The organism is Actinomyces sp. Marseille-P3109, assembly GCF_900323545.1.
In the GTDB taxonomy this organism is placed as follows: Bacteria; Actinomycetota; Actinomycetes; order Actinomycetales; family Actinomycetaceae; genus Actinomyces.
The window spans coordinates 2,822,657-2,834,474 of record NZ_OOHN01000008.1 but is presented as its reverse complement, the minus strand read 5'-3'; the positions used below and the strand labels follow the sequence as shown (position 1 = coordinate 2,834,474).

12 protein-coding genes are annotated in these 11,818 nt (G+C 70.1%); 7 read left to right on the top strand and 5 right to left on the bottom strand.

The genetic code is table 11. The annotated features are described in order from the left end of the window. Nucleotides 1-4 precede the first annotated feature (4 nt). The gene (clpB, locus tag BQ8008_RS12195; RefSeq protein WP_108834221.1) at nucleotides 5-2,683 is read right to left on the bottom strand and encodes an ATP-dependent chaperone ClpB; all 2,679 of its coding nucleotides are present in this window, start codon (nucleotides 2,681-2,683) and stop codon (nucleotides 5-7) included. A 253-nt stretch (nucleotides 2,684-2,936) separates the two neighbouring features. Here clpB and BQ8008_RS12190 point away from each other — a divergent pair, with 253 nt between their 5' ends. The 5 genes from BQ8008_RS12190 (at nucleotide 2,937) to BQ8008_RS12170 (ending at nucleotide 5,798) form a co-directional block, all read left to right on the top strand. Then, complete coding sequence (locus tag BQ8008_RS12190; protein WP_234415394.1) at nucleotides 2,937-3,635, top strand: hypothetical protein; 699 nt, start codon at nucleotides 2,937-2,939, stop codon at nucleotides 3,633-3,635. A gap of 179 nt (nucleotides 3,636-3,814) precedes the next feature. Then, nucleotides 3,815-4,597 carry a hypothetical protein gene (locus tag BQ8008_RS12185; RefSeq protein ID WP_108834219.1) on the top strand — a complete coding sequence of 261 codons (783 nt, stop codon included), beginning with the start codon at nucleotides 3,815-3,817 and terminating at the stop codon, nucleotides 4,595-4,597. Continuing rightward, the gene (locus BQ8008_RS12180) at nucleotides 4,594-4,803 is read left to right on the top strand and encodes a helix-turn-helix domain-containing protein (protein ID WP_108834218.1); all 210 of its coding nucleotides are present in this window, start codon (nucleotides 4,594-4,596) and stop codon (nucleotides 4,801-4,803) included. The genes BQ8008_RS12185 and BQ8008_RS12180 overlap by 4 nt, the downstream gene beginning before the upstream one ends. 80 nt (nucleotides 4,804-4,883) lie before the next feature. Further along, nucleotides 4,884-5,360, top strand: a complete 477-nt coding sequence (locus BQ8008_RS12175; RefSeq protein WP_108834217.1) for an MmcQ/YjbR family DNA-binding protein — start codon at nucleotides 4,884-4,886, stop codon at nucleotides 5,358-5,360. Nucleotides 5,361-5,615: 255 nt separating this feature from the next. Beyond that, complete coding sequence (locus BQ8008_RS12170; RefSeq protein WP_108834216.1) at nucleotides 5,616-5,798, top strand: Rv0909 family putative TA system antitoxin; 183 nt, start codon at nucleotides 5,616-5,618, stop codon at nucleotides 5,796-5,798. A 217-nt stretch (nucleotides 5,799-6,015) separates the two neighbouring features. On the opposite strand, the gene BQ8008_RS12165 is transcribed toward BQ8008_RS12170, so the two are convergent. The 4 genes from BQ8008_RS12165 to BQ8008_RS12150 all read right to left on the bottom strand — a co-directional run bounded on the left by BQ8008_RS12165 (nucleotide 6,016) and on the right by BQ8008_RS12150 (nucleotide 9,707). After that, complete coding sequence (locus tag BQ8008_RS12165) at nucleotides 6,016-7,275, bottom strand: ABC transporter permease (RefSeq protein WP_108834215.1); 1,260 nt, start codon at nucleotides 7,273-7,275, stop codon at nucleotides 6,016-6,018. Continuing rightward, nucleotides 7,250-7,963 carry an ABC transporter ATP-binding protein gene (locus BQ8008_RS12160; protein ID WP_108834214.1) on the bottom strand — a complete coding sequence of 238 codons (714 nt, stop codon included), beginning with the start codon at nucleotides 7,961-7,963 and terminating at the stop codon, nucleotides 7,250-7,252. Before BQ8008_RS12160 ends, BQ8008_RS12165 begins: the two co-directional genes overlap by 26 nt. Next, nucleotides 7,960-9,153 carry a peptidoglycan-binding protein gene (locus BQ8008_RS12155; protein ID WP_108834213.1) on the bottom strand — a complete coding sequence of 398 codons (1,194 nt, stop codon included), beginning with the start codon at nucleotides 9,151-9,153 and terminating at the stop codon, nucleotides 7,960-7,962. Before BQ8008_RS12155 ends, BQ8008_RS12160 begins: the two co-directional genes overlap by 4 nt. An 83-nt stretch (nucleotides 9,154-9,236) precedes the next feature. Continuing rightward, complete coding sequence (locus BQ8008_RS12150) at nucleotides 9,237-9,707, bottom strand: hypothetical protein (RefSeq protein WP_108834212.1); 471 nt, start codon at nucleotides 9,705-9,707, stop codon at nucleotides 9,237-9,239. Nucleotides 9,708-9,886: 179 nt separating this feature from the next. Here BQ8008_RS12150 and BQ8008_RS12145 point away from each other — a divergent pair, with 179 nt between their 5' ends. Together BQ8008_RS12145 and BQ8008_RS12140 are read left to right on the top strand one after the other, a co-directional pair. Continuing rightward, on the top strand, nucleotides 9,887-10,546 hold the full coding sequence (locus BQ8008_RS12145) for a response regulator transcription factor (RefSeq protein ID WP_108834211.1): 660 nt from the start codon (nucleotides 9,887-9,889) through the stop codon (nucleotides 10,544-10,546). Continuing rightward, the gene (locus tag BQ8008_RS12140) at nucleotides 10,543-11,799 is read left to right on the top strand and encodes a sensor histidine kinase (protein WP_108834210.1); all 1,257 of its coding nucleotides are present in this window, start codon (nucleotides 10,543-10,545) and stop codon (nucleotides 11,797-11,799) included. Before BQ8008_RS12145 ends, BQ8008_RS12140 begins: the two co-directional genes overlap by 4 nt. Nucleotides 11,800-11,818 lie beyond the last annotated feature (19 nt).

Sequence of the window (11,818 nt, the reverse complement as noted above, 5' to 3'; positions counted from 1 at the left end):
CGGCTCAGGCCGGCGACGCCGCCGAGGCGGCGGAGGGCGGGCGCACCTCGCCCTCGACTCGCAGTGTCAGGCCGTCGCTGCCGTCGACCTTGTCGACGACGACCTGCTGCCCGTCGAGAACCTCCCCGGCCAGCAGCATGCGGGCCAGTCGGTCGCCGATCTCGCGCTGGACGAGGCGGCGCAGCGGCCGGGCCCCGTAGGCGGGGTCGTAGCCCTCGTCGGCCAGCCAGCTGCGGGCCGCGTCGGTCACGTGCAGGCTCAGGCGCCGGTCCGTCAGGCGCTCGGCGATGCGTGCGAGCTGGATGTCGACGATCTCGCCCAGCTCCTCCCTGGCGAGCGCATCGAAGACGATGATGTCGTCGAGGCGGTTGAGGAACTCCGGTTTGAAGGAGGCCTGAACCACGCTCATGACCTCTTTGCGCTTCTCCTCGGGACTGGTGAGCGGGTCGATGAGGAACTGGCTGCCCAGGTTCGAGGTGAGCACCAGGATGACGTTGCGGAAGTCGACCGTGCGACCCTGGCCGTCGGTGAGGCGGCCGTCATCGAGCACCTGCAGAAGGATGTCGAAGACCTCGGGATGGGCCTTCTCGATCTCGTCGAGCAGGACCACGGAGTAGGGCCGACGCCGCACGGCCTCGGTGAGCTGGCCGCCCTCCTCGTAGCCGACGTACCCGGGAGGGGCGCCCACGAGGCGAGCCACGGAGTGCTTCTCGGAGTACTCGGACATGTCGATACGCACGATGGCGCGCTCGTCATCGAAGAGGAACTCGGCCAGGGCCTTGGCCAGCTCGGTCTTGCCCACGCCCGTGGGGCCCAGGAAGAGGAAGGAGCCGGTGGGACGGTCGGGGTCGGAGACCCCGGCCCGTGAACGGCGCACCGCGTCGGCCACGGTACCCACGGCGGCCTTCTGGCCGATGAGGCGCTCGCCGATGGCCTCCTCCATGGTCAGGAGCTTCTCGGTCTCGCCCTGGAGGAGCTTGCCCACGGGGATGCCGGTCCAGGAGCCCACGACCTCGGCGATCTCGGGGGCGCCGACCTTCTCGGCGATCATCGGCTCGCCGGCGGCATCCTCGGCGGCGTCGGCGGCCTCGGCCTCGCGGATCTGCCGCTCCAGGGCCGGCATGTCGCCGTAGCGCAGGCGACCGGCCTCCTCGAAGTTGCCCTCGCGCTCGGCCAGGTCGGCGCGGGTGCGCATCTCGTCCAGGGCGGCGCGCAGCTCACCGACCTTGTTGTGGCCGGCCTTCTCGGCCTCCCAGCGGGCGTTGAGCGAGGCCAGCTCCTCAGAGGCGTCGGCCAGCTCGGCGCGCAGGCGCTCCAGGCGGTCGACGTCGGCGGGGTCGGCCTTGGCCACGTCCTCGATGGACTCGTCGAGGTAGGCCTCCTCCATGCGCATACGGTCCACACGACGGCGCAGCTCGTCGATCTCGACGGGGCTGGAGTCGAGCTCCATGCGCAGCCGGGAGGCGGACTCGTCAACCAGGTCGATGGCCTTATCGGGCAGCTGGCGGCCGGTGATGTAACGGTCGGAGAGGGTCGCGGCCGCCACGAGGGCGCCGTCGGAGATGGTCACCTGGTGGTGGGCCTCGTACTTGGGGGCGATACCGCGCAGGATGGCGACGGTGTCCTCGACACTGGGCTCACCGACGAAGACCTGCTGGAAGCGGCGCTCCAGAGCAGGATCCTTCTCGATGTTCTCGCGGTACTCGTCCAGGGTGGTGGCACCCACCATGCGCAGCTCGCCGCGGGCCAGCATGGGCTTGAGCATGTTGCCGGCGTCCATGGCGCCCTCGGAGCCGCCGCCGGCCCCGACGACGGTGTGCAGCTCGTCGATGAAGGTGATGACCTCGCCGTCGGAGTCCTTGATCTCCTTGAGGACGGCCTTGAGGCGCTCCTCGAACTCACCACGGTACTTGGCTCCCGCCACCATCCCGGACAGATCCAGGGCGATGAGCCGCTTGCCGCGCAGGGACTCGGGCACGTCGCCGGCGACGATGCGCTGGGCCAGGCCCTCGACGACGGCGGTCTTGCCGACGCCGGGCTCACCGATGAGGACCGGGTTGTTCTTGGTGCGCCGGGACAGGACCTGCACGACGCGGCGGATCTCGGCGTCGCGGCCGATGACCGGGTCGAGGCGCCCCTCACGGGCGGCCTCGGTGAGGTCGGTGCCGTACTTCTCCAGGGTCTTGTAGGTGCCCTCGGGGTTGGCGGAGGTGACGCGGGAGGAGCCGCGGACCTGGGGCAGGGCCTCGATGAGGGCGTCCGGGGTGGCGCCGGCGTCGGCCAGGATGCGGGCCACGGTGGGGGTGGAGCCGGAGGTGTCGCCCTTGGCCAGGCCGATGAGCAGGTGCTCGGTGGAGATGTACTCGTCGTCCAGCTCCTTGGCGACCGAGGAGGCGGCCTCCAAGGCGGCCAGCAGGGCGCGCGAGGGCTGGGGCTGGGTCATCGAGGAGCCCGAGGAGGCGGGCAGCTGGGTCAGGATGCGGCGCGCGGAGGCGCCGACGGCCTGGCGGGCCGCGGCGTCGGGGCAGACGGCGGCAAGGAGTCCCGCGGCGACGCCGTCGGGCTGGGAGAGGAGCTCAACGAGCAGGTGCGCCGGCTCGATCTGGGGATTGCCGGCCGCGGCGGCGGCCTGCATGGCCCCGGAGATCGCCTCCTGAGACTTCGTGGTGTAGTTCGTATCCATACGGATCTCCTTTGAGAGTGGTCATGCCTTGCGTCTTCTGGCCACCTCAACCTTCGCAGAGTTGAGTCTATTCCACTCAACTTCTTGGACAGGCGGTGACGTAGACTACGCCAGAGAGCGGCGAAGGCGGAGCACGACGACGACCCCGCTCACTTCCGGCACATCAACCGACCGCCTTGAAACGTCGCCGCGAGACGACGCAGGTAAGGTCACGTCACGATAACGCCCTCACCCCGGAGAAACCATGACACCGATGCGCACCGCTTCCACTGTGACCACCGCTTTCGCCACCGCCCTCATCCTGGCGGCTTGCTCCCAGGGCGATCCCTCGTCTGCGGGGTCGGCCGGGGCGACCACCTCCGCCGCCACGGTTGCGGCGACGGCGTCGAGCAGCTCCAAAACAACCTCACAGCCCAGCGCCTCCGGCGGCGCGAGCGCCACCCCCTCCGTCCCGGCGGGCCACCAGGCGATCACCGCCCCCACGGTCGGCATCACCTTCGCGGTGCCCGAGGACTGGCAGGACCTCAACGCCCTCACCGAGGACCAGAAGGCGCTGATCGCCCGGATCCAGGGCACGGACCCCTCGACCCTCTCCGAGAGGATCAGCAGCACCGACGCCTTCTACGGGCTGTTCTCGCAGGGCAGCCGCTCCTTCAACAGCGCCGCCGTCGCCAAGGAGGCCGAGACGTCGTCGACGCCGCCGTCCCAGGCGAACCTGGATGAGTTCATCACACAGCGGGGCGGGACGCCGACGGGCTACTCCACCAAGCAGGCCCCCTACGGCGAGGCCGCAGTCGACACCTCGACCGTGTCGATCCACGGCATTCAGACGCCGGGTGCGGTCGTTGCCGTTCCGACGTCGTCGGGCACCTACGCGCGCATCGCCGTGACGGCCGGCAGCGCGGAGGAGGTCGACACCATCGTGTCCACCATCGTCGCAACGGCCCACTGACCGACCCACCGCCCCCTTACGCGCAGAACGCCCCCGGCCGTGTGCGCCACCTCGGCGAGACGTCGTCGGCACCAGCCGACGACGTCGATCTCGACCCCCAGGAGATATTTGACAGCGCGCGATGCACAGGCGCACCATATCGACTATCGATACATCGATAGTCGATATGGAGTGTCACCATGGCTGCCAGCACCGAAGCCTCCTCAGACTCGAACACCGATTCATGCACCAGCGATGGCGGCGAGGCCGCCGTCGATCACCTCCTCCACGACGATGCCGCTGACGACATCGCCCCTGGCCAGGACGCCGGCGTCGGCCCCGGCAGCCTCGCTTTCACCTCATTCCTGCTGTCCCTGCTGTGCCTGTCCCCCTTCTACATGCTCGGATCGAACCTGTGGGACCTCATCAACGGCCGCGGGCTGCTCCTGGAGTTCACCGACAGCGACCCCGCGCTGGACCAGCGCCTGTCCTTCGGGCGCACGACGGTGGAGATGATCACCGGCTACTCCGTGAGCTACGGGACCGTGCACGGGCTGTCCGGCAGCGCACGGTTCTTCATCGGCCTGTTCATCGCCATCCACCTCGTCCTCATCGCAGCCTGCGCCGTCGCCTTCGTCCGGTTCATCGCCGCGATCCGCCCGGGCCGACCGGGATTCGTCGACCAGCTCTTCACCCGGGGCGGGCACCTGTTCTGGCTCCTCCTGGGACAGGTGCTGAGCTCCTGGGCACTGCTGATGATCGGCACAACGTTCTCCTCCCAGCACTTCACCCGCGGCGCCTCGGATACGTTGACACTGGACGGAACAATCCCCACCGGCATCGACCTGCCGATCCTCAAGGGCACCATCATCCTCATCCTCGCGACGCACCTGCTGCTCGCCCTGCACCGCCTCTACCAGCGCACCAGCGCCCTGGCCGCGGAGAACACCGTGCTGCGCGAAGAGACCGAGGGACTCGTGTGAGCCGCGTCGTCTGCCACCTCGACGAGTTGCTGGCCGCCCGAGGGATGACGCTCGTGGAGCTCTCCGAGAAGGTCGGGGTCACCACCGTCAACCTCTCAGTGCTCAAGAACGACCGCGCCAAGGCCATCCGCTACTCCACGCTCTGCGCCATCTGCGAGGCCCTGGAGTGCTCGGTCGGCGAGCTGCTGGAGGTCGTCCCGGACTGACCGCCCCGTGAGTGTCCCGGGAGCCTCGCCCAACAGGCGTCCTCGATGCCGGCCGGGAGGAGAACGTAGGCTCGACGTCGATGACCGATCCGCTCCGCCTCGCCCCTCAATCCGACGAGGCCCGCCCCACCCGCGTCGACGACGCCACCGTGGCCGCCCGCCGCGACGCCCTCCTGGCCCATGCGGCCGGCCTGCGCGGCGCCTGGGCGGGCGACAAGCCCGAGTGGGACATCCCCGTGGCCTCAGTGGGGACCCGCCTGTTCCTGCTGCTCATCCCCCACACCGACGGCCGGCTGCTGGCCAACGTCAAGCTCGATCCCGAGGACGTCGTCGCCGTACGGGAGGCCTACAGCTGGGTGGAGCCGGGCTTCCACCAGTCCAAGCGGCACTGGGCGAGCATCGACCTCACCAGCCCCGACTACCGCTCCGACGACGCCGCTGACATGGTCGAGGACTCCTACCGGCTCGTCCTGTCCCTCCTGACCCGACGCGTGCGCGAGGCCGTCCTCCTGGCCGACGCCGCCGGCACCCCCGCCCGCCCCACCTGGCAGTGGTGACGGACTGACAGCTTCCCGACGGGGACCTTCCACGCGTACGGAGACGGGTTCCCCGCCCCCGACGGCGTCGAACGCCCCCAGCTGAGAGGAAACGTCCCCGGCTGCGCACAATGTCGACGTCGGCGAGAACAGGCACGGGATGGGAGGGCAAGACCCGCGGAACGCCCCGTGGGTGACGTACGTGCATAAACCTGGCACTATTCAGGCGAGGCTGCCGTCATCCGACGTCCGGCCACCCGACGGAAGGAGACACACATGGGACTTGACGACCTGGCGAAGAAGGCCGGTGACGCTCTCAACTCCGACAAGGCCGAGGCGATCAGCGATAAGGCGCTCGACGCCGCAGCCGGCGCGGCCAAGAAGGCGACCGGCGGCAAGTACGACGACAAGATCGACTCCGCCCGCGACGCCGTCGACGGCAAGCTCGGCACGGAATGATCCGGCTGAGAGCCTGCTTGACCCCAAGCACCGCGGTCTTCTGATCGCAGGAACGAGGGCCCCGCACTGCTCAGTGCGGGGCCCTCGTGCGGTCCCGGTCCATCTGGGCCCCTCTCCCATGTTCCTGCGACGTCGGCCACCGCAGTCCGGCGCCGTCGGTACGAGGGCCCAGTCGTCTCCCGCCGGGACGTCTTGATCCGCCTCTCCCCGGCCGCCTCTACTGCGCGTTGAGCGCAGCGGTCGGAGGAGTGCGGGAGGCTCGAACGGCCGGGTACACGCCGGCCAGGGCGCCGATGACGATGGTGACTCCCAGCCCGCCGGCGACGGCGATCACCGGCAGGGAGAAGGGCCAGCCGTTGGCGGCCGACATCGCAGCCGTCACCCCGACACCGATGACGCAGCCCAGGGCGCCGCCCAGGGAGGCCAGCAGGAGCGCCTCGGTCATGAACTGCACCAGGATGTGGCCGCGCATGGCCCCCAGAGAACGTCTCAGCCCGATCTCCCGTCGGCGCTCGAGCACCGAGATGATCATCGTGTTGGCGACCCCGATGCCGCCGACGAGCAGGGCGATCGAGCCCACGCCCAGCAGCAGGCTGGTGAAGGCCTTGTCGGCCGCGTTCTTGGCCTCCAGCGCATCCGAGGGGCGCGAGACCTTGACCTCGTTGGGGGCCTGCGGCGAGATCGACGGCGCGAGCACCTTGCGCACCGTGGAGACGGCGGCGTCCTGGCTGCGTGTGTAGACCGTCGTCGGCTTGGCGTCGTGCCCTAGCAGGCTGCTGGCCACGCCCTGACCGATGAGGGCGGCGTTGTTGAGCTCGGGCGCCAGCACCACCGGCTTGAGGATGCCGACCACCGTGAACCAGCTGCCGCCGATCCACACCTTGGTGCCCGGCGTGACGACGCCCAGGCGCTGGGCCGCCGTCTGCCCCAGGACCGTGGCCGGGTACTGGCTGGTGGCCTCGTTGAGCCAGGTGCCCTTGTCCACCTGCCCGGCCACGACGTCGAGCAGCGACTTGTCCGCGGCCAGGGTGGTGATGCCGCCGGAGGCGTTCTTGTCGATGAGCGGGCTGCGGTAGACCAGCGCGTTCTTGACCAGGCCGGTGCTCGAGGCGCTCTGGACGTTGTCGATGAGCCGGACCTTGCCGACGGTGTCCTGCGGCAGGGAGGAGGAGTTGCCGAAGAGGTCCTGGCCGGCGGTGGCCGTCAGCAGGTTGGTCCCCAGGGAGTCGAGCTGGGCGGAGAGCTGAGCGCGGCTGGAGGCCGAGATGCCCACCACCGAGATCATGGCGGCGATGCCGATGGCGATCCCCAGGGCGGACAGGAAGGCGCGGGTGGGGCGGGCCCTGATGCCGGTGCCTCCCAGGCGCAGCACGTCGGCCAGGCGCAGCCGCGAGCGCTGGAGCCGCCGGGTCGGGGAGTCGGGCCTGTTGGCCTGCTCGGCCGCGGACCGGTCACGCCGGAGCGTAGACGTCGTCATGGACGATCTCCTTCTGGCTTGAGTCCCCCACGATGCGGCCGTCACGGATGGCGATCTGCCGGGGAAGCTGGGCGGCCAGCTCGTTGTCGTGGGTGATGACGATGATCGTGGTGCCCTGAGAGTGGAGCTCGTGGAGGAGCTCGACGATCGAGGCCCCGGAGGTGGAGTCGAGGTTCCCGGTGGGCTCGTCGGCCAGCAGCAGCGGGGGCTCGCCGACGACGGCCCGGGCGATGGCCACGCGCTGGCGCTCGCCGCCGCTCATCTGGTGGGGGCGGTGGTCGAGCCGGTGGGCCAGGCCGACGCGCTCGAGGGCGGCTCGGGCTCGGCGGCGCCGCTCGGAGCGGGGGATCCCGCTGTAGAGCAGGCCGTCGGCGACGTTGTCGACCGCGTTGACGCCGTCGGCCAGGTGGAACTGCTGGAAGACGAAGCCGATGCGGCTGGCCCGTAGGGCCGAGAGCTTGGCGTCGGACAGGGAGCCGACGTCGACGCCGTCGATCTCGACGGTGCCCGCGCTGGGCCGGTCCAGGGTGCCGATGAGGTTGAGGAGCGTGGACTTGCCCGAGCCCGAGGGGCCGACGATGGCGACGAACTCGCCGTCGTCGATCTCCAGGCTCACGCCCGCGCAGGCGGCCACGGGCGGCTCCCCGTAGGTTCGCTGCACGTCACGCAGGGACAGGATGCGGCTCATGTCTGCGGCACCACCACTCGCTGTCCCTCGGAGACGCCCTCGCCGGAGACCTCCACGCGCCCGCCGGCGAACAGCCCGACGGTGACCGGCACCTTGCGGGTGGTGCCGTCGGACTCGACGATCTCGACGCCGTACTGGTCGGGGCTCAGGGCCAGCAGGGCCCCGATCGGCACCGACAGGACGCCCTCTCGCTTCTCGCTGGGCAGGTCGACGGTGACGGAGACCTCCTGGAAGTTGGTGGTCGCCGAGGCGTCGGTGAGGGTGACGGTGATGGGGATGACCCGTTCCTTGGAGTCACTGGAGCCGGAGCCGGAACCGGACCCCGATCCGGAGCCGGAGGACTTCTCGGTGGGCGTGCCCACGGAGGTGATGGTGCCGGTGGTGGTGTTGGCGTCGGGCAGCTTGATGGTCACGGCGGTGCCGACGACGGCGAGCTTCTGGTCGGAGAGCTTGATGTTGGCGTCGACCACCTGGGTGGTGGAGGTGACGTCGTAGAGCTCGGTGTCGGCGGCGATGCGGTCTCCCACCCGGGCGGTGACCGTCCCCACGCGCAGGTCCCCGGGGGTGAAGACCATGCGCCCCAGCGGGATGGTCCCGGTCTGGGGCAGCCCGACCGCCTTCTGCCACTTCATGATGGCGCTGGTGGTGGCCCAGCTGAAGTGGTTGTCGGGCTCGTAGTCGAAGTAGCCCATGTCGCGCAGGAGGGTCTCGAGCTGGCGGATGTCCTCGCCGTTGTCCATCCCGGCCTCGAAGGCGCGCCAGGCGGGCAGGGAGCCGTGCATGAGGTAGGCGATCTCGGTGCCCGTGCGGTAGAGGACGTCGCCCTGGGTCAGGACGGTTCCGGATTCGGGCACCTGGATGAGGATGCCCTCGAAACCCGACTTGAACTTGCGTGAGTCGGAGTAGCGCAGGGTCCCGGTCACGGAGGTCTGGCCCTGAAGGTCCCCCTTGGTGATGGTGTCGGTGGCGCCGTTGAAGGTCGACGTCGTCGGCTTGGCCTTGGCGGCGAAGGGGCCCGACTTGGAGGCGAAGGCGCCTGCGCCCGCCCCCGCGGCCAGGACCGCGGCGGCCCCCACGGCCAGGAAGGCCCGGCGCCGGGTGTGGCGCGCCGCGCCCAGGTTGTCCACCGTGCCGGTCGAGCCGGTGGTCGAGCCGCCGTCGACCTGAGTGGAGGTGGTGGTCTGATCCATGTGCATGCCTGTCTGAGTGTGTGTCTGCGCGGCGGCCCGGCCGCGCGAGCCAGTGGTCTGTCAGTACCCGTAAGGGCGCCGCGTTACTTGTTCCCGAGCTCGGAGAAGCACTTGCCCATGACGTCCTGGGGGATGTCGCCATTGAGCTGGATCCCCTTGCCGGCCTCGGGGTCGGGGACGTCGTAGCCCTCCTTGCGCAGGCACTCGGCGGCCTTGACGAGGTCCTGCTGCGTCTCGGGCTTGGCGAGGTCCTCGGTCCCCGGAGCGGGGCCGACGGTCTTCTCGCACTCCTCGGCGGCCTTGTAGGCGGCGTCGGTCTCGGGGAACTGCATGTTTCCGTTGGAGTCGGGGTCGGAGACGTCGATGCCCTTGTCGCGCATGCACTGAGCCATCTTGAGCAGGTAGTCGTCCCCACTGGTGGCGGAGGCGGAGGCCGCGGCCGAGTCCGCCTTCGAGCCCTGGGAGCATCCGGTCATGAGACCGACGGCGCACACGGCGCAGGTCAGGACCGTGGCGGTGCGGGTGATGATCCGGGTGTTGAGGGGCTTCTTCATGGGAGAGGGTCCTTTCGGCTCGCGTGGGTCGGGGTGCGGTGACGCCCGTTCGTTCGGGGAACAGCCAACCGGGACCGGTGTTGCCACGAGGTTCACGATTTCGCTTATGTTGTGGCAACACGAGGGCTGGTTGGCTGTAGGACCGGCCGCATACACCACAGCGAAGGAGACACAGGGCAATGCGCGTACTCGTCGTGGAGGATGAGGAGTACCTGGCAGAGGCCATCGCCACCGGGCTGCGGCGCGAGGCGATGGCCGTCGACGTCGTCGGCGACGGGGCCAGCGCCCTGGAGCACGTGGCGACCAACGACTACGACATCCTCGTCCTGGACCGCGACCTGCCCGTGATCCACGGGGACGAGGTCTGCCGCCGGGTCGTCAGCGAGCACCCCAGGACTCGGGTCCTCATGCTGACCGCCTCACGGGCGCTGGAGGCGCGCGTGGGCGGATTCGAGCTGGGGGCGGACGACTATCTCACCAAGCCCTTCGAGTTCCCCGAGCTGGTGGCCCGGCTGCGGGCCCTGGAGCGGCGCAGCCAGCCGGCTCGCACTCCGGTCATTGAGGCCCACGGGGTGCGCCTGGATCCCTTCCGCCGGGAGGTCTACCGCGACGGGCGCTTCATCCACTTGAGCCCCAAGGAGTTCGCGGTCCTGCAGGTCCTCATGGAGGCCGAGGGCGGGGTCCTCAGCGCCGAGACGCTCCTGGAGAAGGCCTGGGACGCCAACGCGGACCCCTTCACCAACTCCACCCGGGTGACGATCTCCCACCTGCGCCGCAAGCTCGGCGAGCCCTGGGTCATCCAGACGGTTCCCGGCGCCGGTTACAGGTTCAGCGCATGAGCGGGCAGGGGGCGCAGACGGCTCTGCCCGACGACGCGGCGCAGCACGACGGCACCAGCGGTGCCCGGCCAGGGCGCGAGGAACGGTTCCGCCGCCCCCGGCGCCTGAGTATCCGGGTTCGCCTGACCCTGACCTACGCCGGGCTGGTGACGGCCGCAGGTGCGGTCCTCATCGCCCTGGTCTACTTCTACACGCGCTATGTCACGCTCAGCATCGAGATCGGTGGGCCGGTCGGGGACACCGCTGCCGTGCCGGCCTCACAGGCCAGCGAAGTCACTCAGGTGGACACGAACCTGTTCGACCTGCTCAGCAGCATCATGCGCTCGGCCGTCGGCGCGCTGGCGCTGCTCGTGGTGCTCTCCGGGACGGTCGGGTGGATCCTGGCGGGGCGGATGCTGCAGCCGCTGTCCTCGATGAACGAGGCGGCCAAGCGGGCCGCCTCGGGCGACCTCAGCCAGCGCCTGGCGCTGTCCGGCCCGCGCGATGAGATCCACGACCTGGCGGACACCTTCGACAACATGCTGGCCTCCCTGGAGCGCTCCTTCTCCGTCCACCGCCGCTTCGCGGCCAATGCCTCCCACGAGCTGCGCACGCCCCTGGCCACGACACAGACGATGATCGACGTCGCCCTGTCCGACCCTCAGGCCTCGGCCGAGGACCTGCGCACGGTACTCACCCGGGTGCTGGAGACGAATCGCGCCAACCGGGAGACGATCGACGCCCTCCTGGACCTGGCCGACGCCCAGTCCGGCAAGCTGGCTCGTGAGAACGTGGACATGGAGGCGACGGTCCGCGACGCCCTGGGCGTCATCGCCCCGGAGGTCGCCGAGCGGGACCTGCACGTCTCCTCCCACCTGCGGGCCATCCAGGTGCCGGGCGACCCGGTCCTCCTGCGCCAGAGCGTCTCCAACCTCCTGCGCAACGCGGCCCGGTACAACGTTGACGGCGGCCGGATCACGGTGGACATGGCGCATCTGGACGACGGCGTCCGGCTGACGATCCGCAACGACGGCCCCGCCGTACCGGCGGACAAGCTCGACTCGCTGCGCGAGGCCTTCGTTCGCGGTGAGGGGCGAGGGCGGACCCGTGGCTCCGGCCACGGGCTGGGCCTGGCGATCGTGACGGCCGTGGCCACCGCCCACGGCGGCGAGCTCCACCTGAGTGCCAACCCCACGGGCGGGCTGACAGCCGTCCTTGAGCTGCCCAGGGGCGAGGTCGAACCCGGCTCCCGCACACCGGACACCAATAGCTGACGGCCGCCAACCGGCGTGG